The 16,445-nt window shown below is 70.4% G+C and carries 23 protein-coding genes; 4 read left to right on the top strand and 19 right to left on the bottom strand.

Going from position 1 to position 16,445, the window contains the following annotated elements:
* Positions 1 to 53: 53 nt before the first annotated feature.
* Positions 54 to 248, top strand: a complete 195-nt coding sequence (locus AB0L37_RS05895; protein WP_365500772.1) for a hypothetical protein — start codon at positions 54 to 56, stop codon at positions 246 to 248.
* A 10-nt stretch (positions 249 to 258) separates the two neighbouring features.
* Here AB0L37_RS05895 and AB0L37_RS05890 read toward each other — a convergent pair whose 3' ends face one another.
* The 3 genes from AB0L37_RS05890 to AB0L37_RS05880 all read right to left on the bottom strand — a co-directional run bounded on the left by AB0L37_RS05890 (position 259) and on the right by AB0L37_RS05880 (position 2,900).
* Positions 259 to 1,140 (bottom strand): winged helix-turn-helix domain-containing protein, encoded by an 882-nt coding sequence (locus AB0L37_RS05890; RefSeq protein ID WP_365500770.1) that lies wholly within the window; start codon positions 1,138 to 1,140, stop codon positions 259 to 261.
* 99 nt (positions 1,141 to 1,239) lie between these two features.
* Positions 1,240 to 1,980 (bottom strand): HAD family hydrolase, encoded by a 741-nt coding sequence (locus AB0L37_RS05885; RefSeq protein ID WP_365500768.1) that lies wholly within the window; start codon positions 1,978 to 1,980, stop codon positions 1,240 to 1,242.
* Positions 1,981 to 2,012: 32 nt separating this feature from the next.
* A complete protein-coding gene (locus tag AB0L37_RS05880; protein WP_365500766.1) occupies positions 2,013 to 2,900 on the bottom strand; it encodes a GntR family transcriptional regulator in 888 nt (295 codons plus the stop codon).
* A 208-nt stretch (positions 2,901 to 3,108) separates the two neighbouring features.
* Between AB0L37_RS05880 and AB0L37_RS05875 the strand changes: the two genes are divergently transcribed.
* A complete protein-coding gene (locus tag AB0L37_RS05875; protein WP_365500764.1) occupies positions 3,109 to 3,300 on the top strand; it encodes a hypothetical protein in 192 nt (63 codons plus the stop codon).
* A 10-nt stretch (positions 3,301 to 3,310) separates the two neighbouring features.
* Here the strand turns inward: AB0L37_RS05875 and AB0L37_RS05870 are convergent, their stop codons facing one another.
* Positions 3,311 to 4,243, bottom strand: coding sequence for a GntR family transcriptional regulator (locus tag AB0L37_RS05870; RefSeq protein WP_365500762.1), 933 nt, complete (start codon positions 4,241 to 4,243; stop codon positions 3,311 to 3,313).
* 218 nt (positions 4,244 to 4,461) lie between these two features.
* Here AB0L37_RS05870 and AB0L37_RS05865 point away from each other — a divergent pair, with 218 nt between their 5' ends.
* On the top strand, positions 4,462 to 4,647 hold the full coding sequence (locus AB0L37_RS05865; RefSeq protein ID WP_365500760.1) for a hypothetical protein: 186 nt from the start codon (positions 4,462 to 4,464) through the stop codon (positions 4,645 to 4,647).
* 72 nt (positions 4,648 to 4,719) lie between these two features.
* Here AB0L37_RS05865 and AB0L37_RS05860 read toward each other — a convergent pair whose 3' ends face one another.
* Positions 4,720 to 5,997: a GNAT family N-acetyltransferase gene (locus AB0L37_RS05860; RefSeq protein ID WP_365500758.1), complete on the bottom strand. Its 1,278-nt coding sequence runs from the start codon at positions 5,995 to 5,997 to the stop codon at positions 4,720 to 4,722.
* 240 nt (positions 5,998 to 6,237) lie between these two features.
* Positions 6,238 to 6,855, bottom strand: a complete 618-nt coding sequence (locus AB0L37_RS05855; RefSeq protein ID WP_365500756.1) for an ABC transporter substrate-binding protein — start codon at positions 6,853 to 6,855, stop codon at positions 6,238 to 6,240.
* Between the two features lie 188 nt (positions 6,856 to 7,043).
* Between AB0L37_RS05855 and dtd the strand changes: the two genes are divergently transcribed.
* Positions 7,044 to 7,469 carry a D-aminoacyl-tRNA deacylase gene (gene dtd / locus AB0L37_RS05850; protein ID WP_365500754.1) on the top strand — a complete coding sequence of 142 codons (426 nt, stop codon included), beginning with the start codon at positions 7,044 to 7,046 and terminating at the stop codon, positions 7,467 to 7,469.
* A gap of 16 nt (positions 7,470 to 7,485) precedes the next feature.
* Here the strand turns inward: dtd and AB0L37_RS05845 are convergent, their stop codons facing one another.
* The 13 genes from AB0L37_RS05845 to AB0L37_RS05785 all read right to left on the bottom strand — a co-directional run bounded on the left by AB0L37_RS05845 (position 7,486) and on the right by AB0L37_RS05785 (position 16,434).
* Positions 7,486 to 8,466, bottom strand: a complete 981-nt coding sequence (locus tag AB0L37_RS05845; protein WP_365500752.1) for a glycine cleavage T C-terminal barrel domain-containing protein — start codon at positions 8,464 to 8,466, stop codon at positions 7,486 to 7,488.
* 60 nt (positions 8,467 to 8,526) lie between these two features.
* Positions 8,527 to 8,973, bottom strand: coding sequence for a transcriptional repressor (locus AB0L37_RS05840; RefSeq protein WP_365500749.1), 447 nt, complete (start codon positions 8,971 to 8,973; stop codon positions 8,527 to 8,529).
* 26 nt (positions 8,974 to 8,999) lie between these two features.
* Positions 9,000 to 9,572: an FABP family protein gene (locus AB0L37_RS05835; protein ID WP_365500747.1), complete on the bottom strand. Its 573-nt coding sequence runs from the start codon at positions 9,570 to 9,572 to the stop codon at positions 9,000 to 9,002.
* A 219-nt stretch (positions 9,573 to 9,791) separates the two neighbouring features.
* Positions 9,792 to 10,652, bottom strand: coding sequence for a hypothetical protein (locus AB0L37_RS05830; RefSeq protein WP_365500745.1), 861 nt, complete (start codon positions 10,650 to 10,652; stop codon positions 9,792 to 9,794).
* Complete coding sequence (locus AB0L37_RS05825) at positions 10,649 to 11,419, bottom strand: hypothetical protein (protein ID WP_365500743.1); 771 nt, start codon at positions 11,417 to 11,419, stop codon at positions 10,649 to 10,651. Before AB0L37_RS05825 ends, AB0L37_RS05830 begins: the two co-directional genes overlap by 4 nt.
* Positions 11,416 to 12,162, bottom strand: a complete 747-nt coding sequence (locus AB0L37_RS05820) for a hypothetical protein (protein ID WP_365500741.1) — start codon at positions 12,160 to 12,162, stop codon at positions 11,416 to 11,418. The genes AB0L37_RS05825 and AB0L37_RS05820 overlap by 4 nt, the downstream gene beginning before the upstream one ends.
* Positions 12,163 to 12,280: 118 nt before the next feature.
* A complete protein-coding gene (locus AB0L37_RS05815) occupies positions 12,281 to 12,541 on the bottom strand; it encodes a DUF3099 domain-containing protein (RefSeq protein WP_365500739.1) in 261 nt (86 codons plus the stop codon).
* Between the two features lie 100 nt (positions 12,542 to 12,641).
* Positions 12,642 to 12,929 carry a DUF1416 domain-containing protein gene (locus AB0L37_RS05810; RefSeq protein ID WP_127832476.1) on the bottom strand — a complete coding sequence of 96 codons (288 nt, stop codon included), beginning with the start codon at positions 12,927 to 12,929 and terminating at the stop codon, positions 12,642 to 12,644.
* A gap of 27 nt (positions 12,930 to 12,956) precedes the next feature.
* Complete coding sequence (locus tag AB0L37_RS05805) at positions 12,957 to 13,802, bottom strand: sulfurtransferase (RefSeq protein ID WP_365500736.1); 846 nt, start codon at positions 13,800 to 13,802, stop codon at positions 12,957 to 12,959.
* Positions 13,803 to 13,916: 114 nt separating this feature from the next.
* Positions 13,917 to 13,997, bottom strand: a complete 81-nt coding sequence (locus AB0L37_RS05800) for a putative leader peptide (RefSeq protein WP_350203226.1) — start codon at positions 13,995 to 13,997, stop codon at positions 13,917 to 13,919.
* Positions 13,998 to 14,199: 202 nt separating this feature from the next.
* Positions 14,200 to 14,928, bottom strand: a complete 729-nt coding sequence (locus AB0L37_RS05795; RefSeq protein WP_365500734.1) for a DUF2993 domain-containing protein — start codon at positions 14,926 to 14,928, stop codon at positions 14,200 to 14,202.
* 142 nt (positions 14,929 to 15,070) lie between these two features.
* Positions 15,071 to 16,174, bottom strand: coding sequence for a hypothetical protein (locus AB0L37_RS05790; protein WP_365500732.1), 1,104 nt, complete (start codon positions 16,172 to 16,174; stop codon positions 15,071 to 15,073).
* Positions 16,175 to 16,179: 5 nt separating this feature from the next.
* Positions 16,180 to 16,434 (bottom strand): MoaD/ThiS family protein, encoded by a 255-nt coding sequence (locus AB0L37_RS05785; protein WP_365500730.1) that lies wholly within the window; start codon positions 16,432 to 16,434, stop codon positions 16,180 to 16,182.
* Between the last annotated feature and the right edge of the window lie 11 nt (positions 16,435 to 16,445).

The following is a 16,445-nucleotide window of genomic DNA, read 5'->3' as shown; positions in this document are numbered from 1 at the left end:
CGATGGTTGACAGAGATTGTCCGCGGTGGCGGCAGACCAAAGGGGTGGGACCCATGATCCTCATGCCCGAAGTACTGGCTACTCTCCTGGGCTACGGCCTCGAGCAGTTCGTCCAGTCCGAATACGGTTTCCTCGGCCTCCTCGCTCTGACCGCCTGGACCCTCATGTGGTCGGCCGAGCGCAAGTCCGTCTCCTGGGCCGCCGTCGGCGCCGTACTGGCCCTGCTGCTCGTGGCACAGGCCGGCTGACGGCCGGCGGTCAGGAGTCGGCGCGGGCCACGTGGTCCCAGATCCCGTCGAACATGGCCTGCTCCGCGTCCACGAACGCGGCCTCGCCCGCCCCTCTGGCGTGATCGAAGACGAACATGGAGGTGTCGAACCCCTCCACGTCGCAGAGCTCCACGGGACTCGGCCCCGCGTACTCGTCGACCTCGCGCAGGAAATGGCCGGGGACGTAGTGCCCGAGGAGCACTTCCCGCCGGTTCAGCAGATACGTCTTACGGCTCGGCGTCCCCACCGTGTACCGGAACTCGATCCGCGCGTCGATCCCGCTGCGCCGCAGCCCCGCGAAGTTGCTCCGCAGCACCGTGCTCTGCGCCTCCCGCTGGATCCGGGTGCGCTCCTTGACCGCCTTCTCCAGCTTGTCGTCGTGGCCCCAACCGGCCACGGGCGACGGGTAGTCGAGGTCCTGGTCCAGGCTGGGCAGCAGCACCCGCAGGTAGATGGAGCGCGGCCGGCTCGCGCCCTCGTACACATGGCGCAGCGGCTCGCCGAGCGCCGTCATCAGGGTCTCCGCCGTCAGGCAGGCCACGTCCACCCGTACGTCCGGGTCCTCGAAGGCCGCCACCAGGCGCGGGCCCAGGATGCTGCGGGCCGAGCGCGACCCGATCGGCGCCTCCACGGCCGAGCGGGCGACCTGCGGCGGGCTGCCCTTGCTCACGTTCGTCAGCAGTCCGTCCGCCTGCAACCGCTGGAGCGCACTGCGCACCGCGCCGCGCTCCACGCCGAACTCCTCCGCCAGGGCGGCCTGGGTCGGCAGCCGGTCGCCGGGGCGGAGGGTGCCGGCCTTGATGCGCGCGCGCAGTTCGTCGGCGATCTCCTCGGACGTGACCCTCGGGGTCGCGTTGCCCTTGTCGTTCACCGCGACCCACTCCTCCCCGCCGTGCCAAGTCCCGTCAACTCTACGTCAGTTGGCTGCCAACTCCCCTACATGTGCGGGCACATCCGCGAAAGAGGCAGTTCAGCGACGCTTTCTGAGAATGCCCAGGAGCGGCTCCAGCGAACCGACCACATGCCGCGCCCCCGCCTCCCGCAGCAGCCCGGCCTTGCGCTCGTTGCGGGCGTAACCGAGGAATCCGACGCCTGCCGCCCGTGCCGCCACGAGGTCCGTGGGGGTGTCACCGATCATCAGGGTCGCCGCCGGGGCCGCCCCCATCGCCCGGAGGGCGCGGTTGAGGCAGTACGGGTCCGGCTTCAGGAGTTTCAGGTCCTGGGTGCGGCCGTAGATGTGCGGCTCGAAGCACTCGGACAGGCCACGGCCTTCGATGTAGCGGCGGGCCGCTTCGGGGGCGTTGTTGGTCGCGATCGCGAGGCGCGCGCCCACCGCAGTCCAGGTACGGATGAGCGGATCGGCGTGTTCCGTGGGCCACGCGGAGCGGACGGCGCGCAGCTCCTGGTCGGTGAGACGTTTCTCCATCTCGATGACCAGGTCGCTGTCGGGGCGCTGCAACCCCAGGCTGCGCAGCGCGCTGTGCGGGTCGGCGTCGAGGCGCTCGGCCTCGGTCAGCGCCTCGCCCAGGCCCTGCCCGTCCAACCACGCCACCTGCTCGCGGGCGATCACCTTCGCCGGCCGGCCCGCGAAGAGCCGGCAGATCGGCCCGTCGAAGTCGAAGAGCACGTACCGCGCGCCCCTGACCAACTCGGCCAATTCACGATGGAGGTCGGCCTCGGGCCCTGTCTCGGGTTCCGTCTCTTCTGCCACCGGAACAGTCTGCTTCGTCGCATCAGAAGTCACTAGGAGAGTGTCAGGTCGGACGTGATGGTTTCCCAGAGGGCGGTGAACCACTTCTGCGACTCCTCCACGAACGCCCGGTCCCGGTGCCCGGCCCGCTTCTCGAACGAGAACAGCAGCGCCTGCGTGCCCGTGGCGGCGTACATCTCCAGCTTGGTGCCGCTGTCGATCTCCTCCTCGCGCCGCGTGACCATGTAGTACGAGAGCAGCGCCTCGGCCTCGTTGAGCAGGTAGAGCTTGACCGGCGGCGTGAACGGCAGGGCGCGGAAGGTGACATGGACGTCGATGCCGTGCGAGGAGCGCAGCGAGCGGAGGTTGTGGCGCAGGACCTGGCCCTGCGCGTTGCGCGTGGCGAGCCAGCGCTGGTGGACGGCCTCCTCGTCGGTCGCGCTCGTCCCGTCGGCGACCGGGACCGGGAACGCCAGGTCGATCTCGCGGCTCGGCAGCAGGATGCGTACGTCGATGGACTCGGGGCGCATCCGGCCCTCGTGGATCAGGCGCAGCGGCTCGCCGAGCGCCAGCATCAGCGTCTCCGAGGTCAGGCAGACCGCGTCGATGCGTACGTGCGGCGCCTCGAAGGCCTCGACCAGGCGGGGGGCTAGGCCGACCATCGTGGGCTGCGGCTCGTCCCTGCCGGGCACCGATGAGGCGATGCGGGGCGGGCTGCCCTTGCTGATGTTGCTCAACAGGCCGTCGGACTGGAGGAGTTGGAGCGCCTGGCGGACCGTTCCGCGCTCCACGCCGAACTCCTCGGCGAGGGTGGCCTGCGTGGGCAGCCGGTCGCCCGCCCTGAGCTCGCCGGCCCTGATGCGCTCGCGCAGGTCGTCGGCGATCTCCTGGGGCCCGCGCCTTCTGCTGCCGTTCAGCGTCGTGTCTGCCATGTCCGCCATGTCTGCCACGCTCTCCTGGGTCACAACCAAACGGTACAACTTCCTTTTATTTGGCGGGAGTTGTTGGCGACTTGTTTTAGTACTGCGACCAAGTGGGGACAACCATCATGGAGTTGGTGGCCAACTTGGCGCAAGCTAGCCGGAGATGGCGAGTACATCGACCAACGCCTCCGTACGCGTCCGAAGCCCGATGAAGGAGGAACCCGTCATGCCTCTCCTGAGCCTCCTCGCCGCGGTGTTCTCGATCACCTTCGAGCAGCTCGTCCAGTGGCACTACGGACCGGCCGGCATCGCGGGCCTGCTGCTGCTGACCGTCGGCGTCAAGGCCCGCAACGCCACGTGCAGCTCCATCGGCGGCGTCCTGCTCGCCATCATGGTGGCCGGCCCCGCGCTCCACTGACGGCCGCGGCCTAGGAACCGAGCGTCAGGTCCGAACTGATCGTGTTCCAGAGGCTGTTGAACCACAGATGGGACTGCTCCACGAACGTCGTGTCCCGCAGCCCCGCCCCCTGCTCGAAGGCGAAGAGCATCTGCCGCACCCCCTGCGCGTCGTACACGTCGAGCCGCTCGTGGTCGATCTGCGCGCCGCGCCGGGACAGTGTGTAGTAGGCGAACAGCGCCTCGTTGCTGTTGAGCAGGTAGAGCTTGACCGGCGGCGTGAACGGCAGGGCCCGGAACTCCACCGACACATCGATCCCGTGCGTCCCGCGCAGGGCCAGCAGGTTGTGCCTGAGCACCTGGCCCTGCGCGTTGCGCTGCGCCAGCCAGGTCCGTTGCAGCCGGCCGCCGACCACGGCGCCCGAACCGGATCCCACCTCGCCCTCGGCCGGGGCAGGGAAGGCCAGCTCGATGTCGTTGCTGGGCAGCAGCACCCGTACGCGCACCTTGGCCGGTTTCATGCGGCCCGCGTGGATCTGGCGCAGCGGCTCCCCCATCGCGAGGGTCAGCGAGACCGCCGTCAGGCACAGGGCGTCGATCTCCACGTCACTCCGGTGGAAGGCGGCCGCGATGCGCGGGGCGAGGGCCACCATCGTGGGCTGCGGCAGCGCGCCGGGGCCCCGGAAGGCGGGCCGGGTGTTCTCGGCGACGGTGGCCGGGCTGCCCTTCGAGACATTGGCCAGCAGGTGCTCGGACTGGAGAACGCGCAGCGCCTGACGTACGGCGGACCGCTCCACCCCGAACTCGTCCGCCAACTGCGCCTGCGTAGGCATGCGTTGGCCGGGCCTCAGCGACCCGGACCTGATCCGGGCGCGCAGCTCATCGGCCACGTCGCGGTACGACTGCTGCGCCCGCTGCGACCTGGGCCGTCCGTTGACGGCGGCATGCTCCGCACTCACAACCAAACACTACAACTTCCCGCCATCTTTGGGGAGTTGAGAAGAAGGTGGTTATGAGTCGCACTTCAGCGGAGATAAGTATCTGTGAGTTGGTGACCAACTTGAGCGACATGGTCGGACAACCTCGGGGGTTGGCGTCGGTCACACAGGTTGGTCTACGTCACCGCTATGTCGGGTGAGTTGGTCACCACTCGGACCCGTAGGTCCCGAAGGAGGTAAGTCCCATGCCGGTCTTCGCCATCCTCATCGCCGCGCTCGCCATCGGATTCGAGCAGCTCATCCAGTGGAAGTACGGGCCGATGGGCATCATCGCTTTCGTCGTGCTCTCCATCGGCCTCAAGGCCAAGAACACCATGATCAGCGGCATCGGGGCGGCTGTCCTCGTCATGCTGCTGGCCCAGAGCGGCTGACCGGGCTCCCTTCCGGAGGGGAGCCGGGAGCCCGGTCGGTCTCGAGCCACCCTTCAGTGGCTCGTACGGCCGTCAGAAGACGTCGGGGCACCACGGTCGCCGCGGCGTACGGAACAGGGCGTCGGCAACGGCGGCGGCGCCCGCCTCTTCCTCCACCACCCGGCCCAGGGCGGCCAGCCGCACCGCGGACGCGTCGCCCAGCCACAGCGCCCCCAACTCACCTACATCGAGCGTGAGTTGAGGAGCCGCGGCGCTCGGCTCACAGACCGCTCCGTCGGGCGCCGCCGCCAACCTGAACCGTCCCCCGGCGAGCCCGGCCCGGTCGTGCACCTCGACGACCAGCTCCCCGCTCGCCTCGTACGACCGCGCCTCCAGGGCCCGTACGACGTCCAGGATCCGCACCCACAGGAAGTCGGCCTGCGTCACGATGCGGGCGGCCCGGGGGTCGGGGAGCAGGTGCGGCAGCAGGTCGTCGGGGGCGCGGCCGCCGGTCTTCACGGCGGTCACCCAGTCGATCGAGCAGACATACGTCCACAGGGCGCGCTCGGCGGCCGGCGTCAGGCCGAGCAGCTGGTGCACGGTCGCCGTGTTCCCGGGCATCTTGGCGTCGCCCCAGTGCCCGTCGGCGGCGTACACGACGAGCCCCTCGACCTCACCGCGCGCAGTGCGGTACACGGCGTGGAACGGCTCCTTCCACGGGTCCTCGGGGGTCGGCCACAGGCCGGTGTTGTACTGCCACCAGAAGTCGTCCCGCGACACGACGCCGGCGACCCGTCCGCGCAGCCGCTCGTGCAGCTCGGGGCCGACCTTGCGCACCTCCTCGGGGCCGGCCAGATCGATCCGGCCGCCGTCGTCCGGGCCCGACCAGCGCGGGTCGAGGCCGGCCCGCGGCACATCGATCTCCCACTGCGTGGTGGTGGTCGCGGGCCCGAACCCGTACCGCCCGTAGATGTTGTACTCGGCGGCGATCAGCGTCGCCGCGACGTCCCCGCGCGCCTTGGCGTCGGCCAGGTCGGCGGCCATCATCCGGCTGAGCAGGCCGCGGCGGCGGTGGGTGGGGCTGACGGTGACGTTCGTGATGGCGTCGGCGGGCACGCTCGCCCCACCGGGCACGGTGAGGTGCTGCGCGAACGAGCGGAAGGTGGCCACCTGCGTGACGTCGCCGGATCCGTCCGGGGCGAAGGCGGCGCGGGTGCGGTCGAGGTCGAAGTTGGCGCGGACCTTGGCGAGGCGCTCGTCCGACGCGGTCGGGGTGCGCAGGAACCCCGTGTTCAGGGCGCGCAGCCAGGCGGGCAGCTCGTCATCGGTGATCGTCCGTACGTCTGTTCCGTCGGCGGTGCGGGATGTCATGGGTTCACGCTAGGCGGGAGGTGGGGCGGTGTCGCGGGGATTGTTTCGGGTGCGGGTCCGGTGGGGGCCGGTCGCGCAGTTCCCCGCGTCCCCGAAATGCGGACGCTGCGCGTCGCGTTTCCCCGATGAAGGCAAGCGGCGGAGCCGCAAGCCTTCAGGGGCGCGGGGAACTGCGCGACCAGCCACAACGCAACCCGCACCCGGCAACCGAACCCCCACCCCTACGGTGCGCCCCCGGGGTCACCCCCCGAGCAAGTCCTCCACCTGCGCCTCCCCGTCCCGGTACCGCCGAGCGATCTCCGCGCTGCAATCGTCAGCCACCCGCTGCAACTGCTGCCGCCGCCGGGACACCTGCTGCTCGTACCGGACGAGCCGCCCCATCGCCGCGTGCAGCTCGACATCCGTACGGGCCTCCAGATCCGACAGCTCCACCTCCGCAAGCATCTCCGCGGCCAGGCGCCGGGACTCCTCGCTGTGCGGGGTGCCGAGCGTGACGTGCCGGGCCGAGGAGCGCTGCCGCGTCGGCTGGTCCCGCAGGATCTCCGAGAGCCGGTCCACGACGGGGCTCTCGGGGTCGCGCCGGCGCCCCAGCTCGGCCCGCAGGATGTCGATCCGGCCCTGGAGGAGACGTCGTACGTAGCTGAGGTCCGCCTCGTCCTGCTGCGCGTCACGGCGCAGCGTGCGCAGCTCGGGCAGGCGCAGGCCGGCCAGTTCGGGCGCGGGAGCGGGCGGCAGCTCCGGGCTGCCGGTGCGCTGGGCGGGCGGCCGGGCGAGCGCACCGCCGGCCCGGCCCCCGTGTGTCAGCGACACGGGTTCCCCGGACGGGGCGGGTGGCCCCGAACTAGTGGTGTGGCTCATGGCGTTGGCATCCATGGCGTGCTTACCGTCCCCTCGACCGGACTGACGCGGCGCGCCATCGGAGCACCACGTGTGAGCATCGTGCCACTCCCGGTGGCCCTCCTGTGCCCGAGTGCCCCATTTCGGCCCCGGATGGGGGGTTCGGGAGCACGGACGAGGCAGGTACCGCGGCACGGCATGATGGCGGTATGCGTGCAGTGGTGCAGAGGGTGGACGGCGCGAGCGTCGTCGTGGAGGGCGAGACGGTCGGCGAGATCAAGGGCGAGGGCCTGTGTGTCCTCGTCGGGGTCACGCACGAGGACACCAAGGAGAAGGCGGCCCAGCTGGCCCGCAAACTCTGGTCGGTCCGGATGCTCGCCGACGAGAAGTCGTGCAGCGACATCGACGCGCCGCTCCTGGTGATCAGCCAGTTCACGCTCTACGGAGACGCCCGCAAGGGCCGCCGCCCCACGTGGAACGCGGCGGCACCGGGCGATGTGGCCGAGCCGCTGGTCGACGAGGTCGTGGCGCAGTTGCGGGCGCTGGGCGCGACCGTGGCGACGGGCCGGTTCGGGGCGCAGATGCGGGTGTCCCTGACGAACGACGGCCCGTTCACGGTCCTCCTGGAGATGTGAGCCCCGCCGAGGCCGCTTACGGCTCGACGACGACTTCCTGGGCCGCCGCCGTCGTCTCGGCCATCAGCTCCGCGTCGACCGCCACGTTCCGCTTCACCAGCGCGAGGGCGATCGGCCCGAGCTCGTGGTGGCGTACGGACGTGGTGACGAAGCCGATCTTGCGGCCCTCGGGGCCGTCCGCGGCGAGCCGCACCTCGGCGCCGTGCGGCGGCAGGTGCACCTCGCTGCCGTCCAGGTGCAGGAAGACGAGGCGGCGCGGGGGCTTGCCCAGGTTCTGCACGCGGGCGACGGTCTCCTGCCCGCGGTAGCACCCCTTCTGAAGGTGCACGGCAGAGCCGATCCACCCCAGCTCGTGCGGGATCGTGCGGTGGTCGGTCTCGAAGCCCAGCCGCGGCCGGTGCTGCTCGACGCGGAGCGCCTCGTAGGCGAGCAGGCCGATCGCGGGCCCGTTCGCGGTGGCGTACGACTCCAGGTCCTGCCGGGGCAGGAAGACGTCGCGCCCGTACGCCGTCTCGCGCACCGCGACGCCGTCGGGCACCGGCGCGATGGACCCGGCGGGCAGGTGCACGACCGCGAACTCGCCGGTGCGGTCGGCGACTTCGACCCGGTAGAAGAACTTCATGGACTCCAGGTACGCGAGCAGCGCCTCCTGGGTGCCGGGCTCGACGTGCGCCCAGGTCGTCGTGCCGTCGTCGACGAGGTACAGGGCGTGCTCGATGTGCCCGTTGGCGGAGAGGATCAGCGCTTCCGTGGCCTGGTTCGGCGGGAGCTGCTCGACATGCTGGGTGAGCAGCAGGTGCAGCCAGCTCAGCCGGTCGTCGCCGGTGACGGTGAGGACGCCGCGGTGCGAGAGGTCGACGACGCCGGCGCCGTCGGCCAGCGAGCGCTGCTCGCGGAACAGGTCGCCGTAGTGCGCGGCCACGCCTTCGTCGACGCCCTCGCCGGGGACGGCGCCGGGCAGGGTCAGCAGGGGGCTGGTCGTCGCATGTCGCTGCATGTTCACACACACTACGACGAGCGGACGGACCCGCTTATTCCAGCCCGCTGTTCCTGCCCGCTATTCCTGCGCGGCCTCGTGGGCCTTGGAGCAGTCGGCGCACCGGCCGAAGATCGCGAAGTGCTTCAGGTCGGTGTCGAAGCCGAACTCGGAGCGCAGCTTGCTGGTGAACTCCGCGGCCACGTCCACGTCGGCCTCGATCACGTTCGTGCAGTCGCGGCAGACGAGGTGGATGTGGTGGTGCCGGTCGGCGAGGTGGTACGTGGGAGCGCCGTGACCCAGGTGCGCGTGGGAGACGAGCCCGAGCTCCTCCAGGAGCTCCAGGGTCCGGTAGACCGTGGAGATGTTGATCCCCGACGCCGTCTTGCGCACTTCGCACAGGATGTCGTCGGGGGTCGCGTGCTCCAGGGTGTCCACGGCTTCGAGAACGAGCTGGCGCTGCGGCGTCAGCCGGTAGCCGCGCTGCCGCAGATCGCTCTTCCAGTCGAGTCCTTCGGTGCTCACCACGCCACCGAGTCTAGGACCAGAAGGGCCTACTTGAAGAAGGCGATTCCGTCATCGGGCATGTCCGGGAGGTTGCGCGCCATCTCGGCGACCTCCTCCGGGGTGACGACCTTCTTCAGCTGGGCCGACATGTAGGGGCGCAGCGGGACCTCGGGGGTCTGCTTCTCGCCGACCCACATGAGGTCGCTGTTGACGTAGCCGTACAGACGCTTGCCGCCGGTGTACGGACCGGAGGCCGCGGTGCGGGCCACGGCGTCCGTCGCCAGGTCGATCTGCGGCTTCTTGTCGGCCAGCTCGCCGTACCAGACCTCGACGACACCGTCGTCGCGGACCATGACGACCTCGACCTTGCGGTCCTTGTCGACGCGCCAGTAGCCGGACTCCGACTCGAGCGGCCGCACCTTGTTGCCCTCGGCGTCGAGGATCCACGTGTGCGAGTGGTACTCGAGGAAGTTCCGCCCGTCGTGGGTGAAGGAGACCTCCTGGCCGAAGTTGGCCTTCTCGGCGCCGGGGAAGTCGGTGACGCCCGCGCCCTCCCAGGTGCCCAGCAGGAACACCAGCGGGACGAGGTCGGGGTGCAGGTCGGACGGGATCTGGATCATGGGGTGCTCAATCAGTGGGGAGTCAGCGCTGGCCCTGGTACAGCTTCTTCACGGTCAGACCGGCGAAGGCGAGAACGCCGACGCAGACCAGGACAAGGAGGGCTTCGAAGAAGACGGTCACGGCGGATGCTCCTCGGTGAGCGGAACGATGCGGACAACAGAGCCGGGCCCCACTCTAGTCGGGTGGGGCCCGGACCTCTCGGCGAGGTCGCCTCCCGCTCAGCCCAGGAGCTGGTTCTGGAGGACGACGGTCTGCTGGAAGGGGATCTTGGGGGTGGTGCCCTTGCAGGACTGGACGACGAGGGCGACCACGTCACCGGACTGGATGTAGGCCTGGCGGACCTGCTCCTTGCCGTACGGCTTGTTCTCGTCGTAGGCGTGCAGCGTGGTGTACCGGACCCTGCTGCCGTCGGCCGCCCATCCGTAGCTCTCCGCCACGTCCGGTGCGCCCAGCAGGGTGGCACCGCTGTCCGTGACGGCGTCCAGGTGCACGCGGGCGAACGCCGCTGTGTTGAAACGCAGCAGGTAGATACGGGTGTGCGTGCCGTCGGGCATGGTCCAGCCGCGGGCGGCGATCTGGCGCAGGCCGCCTTCCTTCATGGACGTACGCAGATCTCCGCGGGAGCCCTTGTCGTACGTGTCCACGTAGGTGGCGCTGGGCAGCCAGCCGTCGTCGCCCACGAGCTTCTTGTCGGCCGTGGCCCCCTTGGGGGCGGGCAGCACGAGCGCGCGCAGGTCGGCGAAGTGCTCCTCGCGGGTGTTCTCCTCGGCGAAAGGATCCGGGGCGCCGGAGGGCAGCGGCGGCTTCTCGATCACCGGGTAGTCCCAGCGGCCGTCGCTCTCGGTGGCGAGGCCCGGCAGGTCGCCGCGCTTCTGCTCGGTGACGCCGTACGCGACACCGGCGCCGACCACGCCGAACACGACGACGGCCGCGGTCCAGCGCAGGACGGCGCGCAGCACGCGGCGGTCCTTCTTCACCGGCGCCGGAAACTCGGGAGGGAACGGGGGCGGGGCCTGCGCGGAGACGGCCGTGAGCTGCATCGTCGACTCGGGTGCCGACTCGGGCTGCTGCTGGGTCATACCGCTTCCCCCCGCGACGAGATGTGGTTGAGCTGCTGGGCCAGGAGGTCCGCGACGGCCTTGCTGTCGATCGACTTGGGGCCGCTGGCGGTGACGGAAACCAGGAGGTCGTCCTCGTACGCGCTGCAGACAAGGAGGTCGAGCTTGGTGTCCTTGTCGCGGGGCGCGAGGAAGCAGTCCGCGTTGCGGTGCCCCTTGATCTTCGGCCCCTTGGTGAAGAGGCCGAGCGAGCGCAGGAACTCCGTCTGGAACGCCTTGAGGTCGCGGCCCGCCTGCCGGTTCTGCATCTGGGCGAGCTGGATTTCGACGACGAGGTCGATGTCCTCGGCGGAGTAACTGCGCATCGCCAGGCCCTTGAGCTTGAGCTTGTCGATGGAGCGGTGCTGGGCGTCGCGCTGGCGGGCTGGGAGGTCGTCGGCGCCCTTCTTGAAGCGGGCCACGGCCTCCTTGCCGCCGATCGCCTTGTCGTTGCCGAACTCGTCGATGTCGGGGCCCGGCACATAGCCGTCGGGCATCGGCAGCAGCCGCGAGCGCAGGTCGGACTGGCGCGATGCGCCGCCCGCGTGCTGCTTCTGCTCCTTCGGCTTGCCCCACACCGAGGTGGAGACGGTGCGGTCGGCGTCGTTCACCTTCGTGACGGTGACGGCGGCAGCGCCCGCGACGGCGAGCACGACCGCGCAGGCCACGACGATCGCGGGCCAGCGCCGGGGCCGCCGGACGGCCGCGTCGGGCACAACCGGGGGCGGGGGCGGGAACTGGTCGCTCACAGGCGCTCCAACTGCCGCTTGGCGAGATCCATCGCGGTCTTCATCGGGATCGGCTTGGTGTCGTAGAGCCAGATGTCCATGACGATGTCGCCGCGTGCGGCGAGCGCCCTGGCCTGGTACATCGGCAGATAGCCGGCTTTGGTGCGCGGCTTGTCGAAGACGTAGACGCGGCCGTCGGAGCTGCCGGGGATCGGCTTGCCCAGGTTGCCCGCCCAATCGGTCAGCGGCGTGTAGCCCTGCTGCCCGCTGAGGAAGTCGCGGGAGCCCATGCCCTGGGCGTCCCGGAACTGGATGAGGTGGATCTCGGTCGACGACTGCCCCTTGTCCCAGGCGACCATCGCGGCCCGCCGGAAGCGGGAGGCGGAGAGGTCGGAGAACATCTCGCCCGGATCCTCGTAGTCGTTCGCGTAGCCGTACTGGTCGATCCAGCCCTGCGCGGAGTCCGCCTTCTGCGTGCCCGCGGGCCGCTGGACGAGCAGCTTGCGCAGGTCGCCGTCGGTGCGCACGCGATGGTCCCGGGCGGCGGAGAGCGGCTCGGGGGCCTTGCCACCCTTGGCCCGCGCCACGCTCTTCTGCGCCAGCGGCGGCAGCGCGTCGGGCTCCCGCCCGGCCTGCACCACATACCCCGTGCACACGCCCGCGACGACGCCGAGGACGGCGGCGCAGGCGATCAGAGCGGTGGTGCGGCCGCGGCGGCGGGGTCTGTCCGGAGGTGTCTCCGACGGTATGTGTACGTGATCCAACGGGTCCCCCCACGGAACTCGAAGCACGGATTCCGTATCCGCGCGCACAGGAGACCCACAACAACGGCCTCAGGTTGCACGGAAGTTGGTCACGAAATGATCAACGCGGGCGGAAGAATCAACGCGGGCGCTTCTTGCCGTCGATCTCGTCCCACCACTCGTCGGACTTCGCGTCCCCGGACGGGTCGTCCCACCAGCGGTCGTCGGGGCCGCGCCGGTTGGCGACGATCGCGGCGACGGGCGGGATGACCATGGCGACGACGCACATGGCGACGGCGGCGGGGACGGACCAGAGGCGTACGACGCCCCACGCCAGGACGAAGAGGGCGATGCAGACGCCCATCATGGCGAAGTACTGATGCTTTCGCCGTGCGTACATATCTCCAGCGTAAGCCTGGAGGCAAGCCGAAGGACCGCACCCCGTACCAGTGGCGTCCAACCCCCGGGGGTGCGGCCCTTCAGCAGTCACGAGTGATCGCTCAGACGGCGATCGCGACCTCCGCGAGCCCGCCGGTCTGGGCGACGACCGTACGGTCCGCCGTGCCGCCGGGGACCAGGGCGCGCAGCGTCCACGTGCCCTCGGCCGCGTAGAAGCGGAACTGGCCCGTGGCCGAGGTGGGGACCTCGGCGGTGAACTCGCCGGTCGAGTCCAGGAGACGGACGTAGCCCGTCACCGGCTCGCCGTCACGGGTGACCTGACCCTGGATGGTGGTCTCGCCGGGCTTGATCGTCGAGGCGTCGGGGCCGCCGGCCTTCGCTCCACACATGCTGAACTCCTAGAGAAGAAAGGGCGGTTACTTGTTGGCGCCGAGCTCGATCGGCACGCCGACCAGCGAGCCGTACTCGGTCCACGAGCCGTCGTAGTTCTTGACGTTCTCGACGCCGAGCAGCTCGTGCAGCACGAACCAGGTCAGCGCGGAGCGCTCACCGATGCGGCAGTACGCGATGGAGTCCTTGGCCAGGTCGACCTGCTCGTCGGCGTACAGCGCCTTGAGCTCGTCGTCCGACTTGAAGGTGCCGTCGTCGTTGGCGTTCTTCGACCACGGGATGTTGCGCGCGGACGGGACGTGGCCCGGACGCTGCGACTGCTCCTGCGGGAGGTGGGCCGGGGCGAGCAGCTTGCCGGAGAACTCGTCGGGCGAGCGCACGTCGACCAGGTTCTGGTTGCCGATCGCGTTGACGACGTCGTCGCGGAAGGCGCGGATCGACGTGTCCTGCGGCTTGGCCTTGTACTGCGTGGCCGGGCGGTTCGGGACGACGTCGCCGTCGACCAGGTCGCGGGAGTCGAGCTCCCACTTCTTGCGGCCGCCGTCGAGGAGCTTGACGTCCTGGTGGCCGTAGAGCTTGAAGTACCAGTAGGCGTAGGACGCGAACCAGTTGTTGTTGCCGCCGTAGAGGACGACGGTCGTGTCGTTGGCGATGCCCTTCGCCGAGAGGAGCTTCTCGAAGCCCTCCTGGTCGATGAAGTCGCGGCGGACCGGGTCCTGGAGGTCCTTGGTCCAGTCGATCCGGATCGCGTTCTTGATGTGGTTCTTCTCGTACGCCGACGTGTCCTCGTCGACCTCGACGATCGCCACGTTGTCGTTGTCGAGGTTGGCCTCGACCCAGTCGGCGTCTACCAGGACGTCGCTGCGGCTCATGCTGTGTTCCTCCGGGGCAGTTGCGGGGGCATGCGGAAGGGGTGTGCGCACGGATGCACGGGGGCCCCGAGTCGTCTCAAGGGGCCTGCTGGAGGCGGGAGTTGACCGTCCCGCTCAGACGGTGCGACAGAGCATGGCGGCGACGCGGCACAGGTCTACTGCCCGCCGCTTCGTGAGATCCGCCTGTCGCTTCATGCGTCCGATCGTAAGGACGCATCGGCGGCCGTGTCACCGGCGTGTCGGATGATGAGACGCGATCGTCCACGATGCGGGATGGATCATGCGTCGACGTCGGCCCCGCACGCTTCCCGGCCTGCTGTGGCTCCGCTCACTTCTACTGGGCGGACGGCGTCGTCTCGTATCGCGGACAACCCCGCATCCGCGGCCCCGGACGGTCCTACCCGACCAGCTTGAGGTCGGAACCCTTCACCGAGATCTCCATGCCGTCCTGGGCGGCCTGCACCTTGTCCAGCTTGATGCCGGCGGGCAGGTCGTCGATGGCCTGCTGGAAGTCGATGACGCCGCGCACCCGGTTCTCGGCCAGGTCGAACGCGCCCGCCCGGGGCAGGCTGTCGGCACGCGCCGAGACCTTGCCGTCGGCGACCTTGACCGAGCTGAGGACGTGCGGGTGCAGGGTGCCGAGCGGCGTCTTCACGGCGACCGTGACCTTGACCTTGTCGCCGCCGCCGTAGGAGAGACCCTCGATCGACGCGGTGATACCGGGGGCGACCTCGGCCGGGTCCTGCTTCTTCACGGCCTTGAGGAGCTCGTCGTAGGAGATGACGGCGGTGCCGGTGGCGGAGTCGGCGGTCGCGGAGCTGTAGCTGCTGTCGAACGTGACACCGTGCATCTCGGCCCGCAGATCGGCGATCCGGATGGAGTCCGAGCCGCTCTTGGCCTCGTAGTCCTTGATCCCGATCTCCACGTCGTCCAGGCTGCCGCCCGCGACCTGGGTCAGGAACGGGAAGCCGTTGATGGACACGTCAGGGGTGCTCGCCAGGCCCTCGCTGGTGCGGATCTTGTCGGCGGCCTTGTCCTCGGCGAAGTTCACCGCGACCCGGTCGGCGATCACGAAGAGGCCGCCGACGATGACGGCGAAGATCAGCAGTATTCGCAGTGCGCGCATGGATTGACGGCTCCCCCACGTCCGGTGCTTCTTTCCGCGAGCGTACGTGGGAGAGGCCGGGGACAGCGCCCCGCACAGGGAGTTGTCACCAAGTTGTCGATCAGCCGTGCGAGTCGGCTGATGCGTCGCCCACGTGCCGCGCCTATGCGAACGCGCGGCCCAGGACGTAGACCGCCGGGGCCGCCGCGGCCAGCGGCAGCGCCACGCCCGCCGTCATGTGGACGAAGCGGGACGGGTAGTCGTACGACGCCGCGCGGTGGCCGACCAGGGCGCAGACCCCGGCGCCGAGGCCGAGCAGCGCGCCGTTCGCGCCGAGGCCGGTCATGCCGCCCACGGCGATCCCCGCACCGGCCGCGGCCAGCAGGGAGACGACGACGGAGGCGGGCGTCGGCAGCGGCAGGGCGCGGGCCACGATCGCGGCGGCCACGGCGATCGCGCCGACCGACACCGCGTCCGGCTCGGCGGCCAGGTGGCCGGTCGCCACGATCGCGAGCGCCGCCGAGGCGACCGTCGCCATCAGGCCGTACATCCGCTCGTCCGGCGAGGCGTGCGAGCGCAGCTGGAGGACCAGGGTGAGCAGCACCCAGACGCCGAGCGTGCCGAGGATCGCGGCGGGGCCGTGCTCGCGGCCCGCGGCGAGCAGCGCCACGTCGGCGACCACGCCGCCCATGAAGGCGAGCGCGATGCCCTGGCGCGCGGGCCACATCCCGTTGAGCCGGAACCAGCCCGCGGCCGTGACCGCCTGGAGGATCAGGAGCGGGATCACCAGCGCGTACGAGCCGATCGCGGCGCCGCCCGCGAGCAGCAGTCCGAGCAGGGCGGTGAGCCCGGCGGGCTGCATGCCCGGCTCGATGACCGGCGAACGGCCCTCGGCTCGGGCGCGCTGCGCGTCCGTGACCCGGGTGTTGCCGGTGACGGTGGCGGGGCCGTAGGCGGGCTCGGCGGCGGGCTCGGCGGCGGCCTGGGCGACGGGCTCGGCGACCGGCTGGGGCTGCTGCGGCTCAGGCTGCGGCCGGGCCTCGTAGGACCACTGCTGCTGCTGATGCTGCTGGTCCTGGCCCTGCGGCGGCAGATACGCCTGAGCCGCCGGCGCCGCAGCCGGCGCGGGCTGCACCTGCGTGTCCCACGTCTGCGCCTGCCACTGCTGGGTCTGCGGCGCCTCGTAGTCGTACTGCTGCTGGGCCTGCTGCTGCCCGTACGGGTCGTAGGGCTGGTCGTACTGCGGGTACTGCTGGTTGTTGCTCATCGGGGTCACCCTCCTGCGAACGGCGGGAGCACCTCGACCGTGCCGCCCTCGGCAAGCCGTACCGTCTCATGCTCCCGGGTGCCCACGGGGTCGCCGTCGACGAGGAACGACGAACGCTGCAGCACACGCACCAAGTCGCCGGGGTGTCGCGTGCGGACCCCGGCCAGGGCGGCGGCCAGCGTCTCGGCGTCGTACGGTTCCTCCGCGACGCCGGCGGCGGCCTTGGCGGCCGCCCAGTAGCGGATCGTGCCTCGCGCCATGCTCCCGGCTC

This window comes from Streptomyces sp. NPDC052225 (assembly GCF_040679615.1).
Taxonomy (GTDB): Bacteria; Actinomycetota; Actinomycetes; order Streptomycetales; family Streptomycetaceae; genus Streptomyces.
Note: the sequence above shows the minus strand (reverse complement) of the source record. Positions and strands in the feature narration are given on the sequence as shown.

Excerpts from the sequence above, each read along its gene's own strand:
- AB0L37_RS05895 (WP_365500772.1), top strand. The coding sequence starts at position 54 with ATGATCCTCATGCCCGAAGTACTGGCTACTCTCCTGGGCTACGGCCTC.
- AB0L37_RS05880 (WP_365500766.1), bottom strand. The coding sequence starts at position 2,900 with ATGGCGGACATGGCAGACACGACGCTGAACGGCAGCAGAAGGCGCGGG.
- AB0L37_RS05875 (WP_365500764.1), top strand. The coding sequence starts at position 3,109 with ATGCCTCTCCTGAGCCTCCTCGCCGCGGTGTTCTCGATCACCTTCGAG.
- AB0L37_RS05865 (WP_365500760.1), top strand. The coding sequence starts at position 4,462 with ATGCCGGTCTTCGCCATCCTCATCGCCGCGCTCGCCATCGGATTCGAG.
- AB0L37_RS05860 (WP_365500758.1), bottom strand. The coding sequence starts at position 5,997 with ATGACATCCCGCACCGCCGACGGAACAGACGTACGGACGATCACCGAT.
- AB0L37_RS05855 (WP_365500756.1), bottom strand. The coding sequence starts at position 6,855 with ATGAGCCACACCACTAGTTCGGGGCCACCCGCCCCGTCCGGGGAACCC.
- dtd (WP_365500754.1), top strand. The coding sequence starts at position 7,044 with ATGCGTGCAGTGGTGCAGAGGGTGGACGGCGCGAGCGTCGTCGTGGAG.
- AB0L37_RS05845 (WP_365500752.1), bottom strand. The coding sequence starts at position 8,466 with ATGCAGCGACATGCGACGACCAGCCCCCTGCTGACCCTGCCCGGCGCC.
- AB0L37_RS05835 (WP_365500747.1), bottom strand. The coding sequence starts at position 9,572 with ATGATCCAGATCCCGTCCGACCTGCACCCCGACCTCGTCCCGCTGGTG.
- AB0L37_RS05830 (WP_365500745.1), bottom strand. The coding sequence starts at position 10,652 with ATGACCCAGCAGCAGCCCGAGTCGGCACCCGAGTCGACGATGCAGCTC.
- AB0L37_RS05815 (WP_365500739.1), bottom strand. The coding sequence starts at position 12,541 with ATGTACGCACGGCGAAAGCATCAGTACTTCGCCATGATGGGCGTCTGC.
- AB0L37_RS05810 (WP_127832476.1), bottom strand. The coding sequence starts at position 12,929 with ATGTGTGGAGCGAAGGCCGGCGGCCCCGACGCCTCGACGATCAAGCCC.
- AB0L37_RS05805 (WP_365500736.1), bottom strand. The coding sequence starts at position 13,802 with ATGAGCCGCAGCGACGTCCTGGTAGACGCCGACTGGGTCGAGGCCAAC.
- AB0L37_RS05800 (WP_350203226.1), bottom strand. The coding sequence starts at position 13,997 with ATGAAGCGACAGGCGGATCTCACGAAGCGGCGGGCAGTAGACCTGTGC.
- AB0L37_RS05795 (WP_365500734.1), bottom strand. The coding sequence starts at position 14,928 with ATGCGCGCACTGCGAATACTGCTGATCTTCGCCGTCATCGTCGGCGGC.
- AB0L37_RS05790 (WP_365500732.1), bottom strand. The coding sequence starts at position 16,174 with ATGAGCAACAACCAGCAGTACCCGCAGTACGACCAGCCCTACGACCCG.
- AB0L37_RS05785 (WP_365500730.1), bottom strand. The coding sequence starts at position 16,434 with ATGGCGCGAGGCACGATCCGCTACTGGGCGGCCGCCAAGGCCGCCGCC.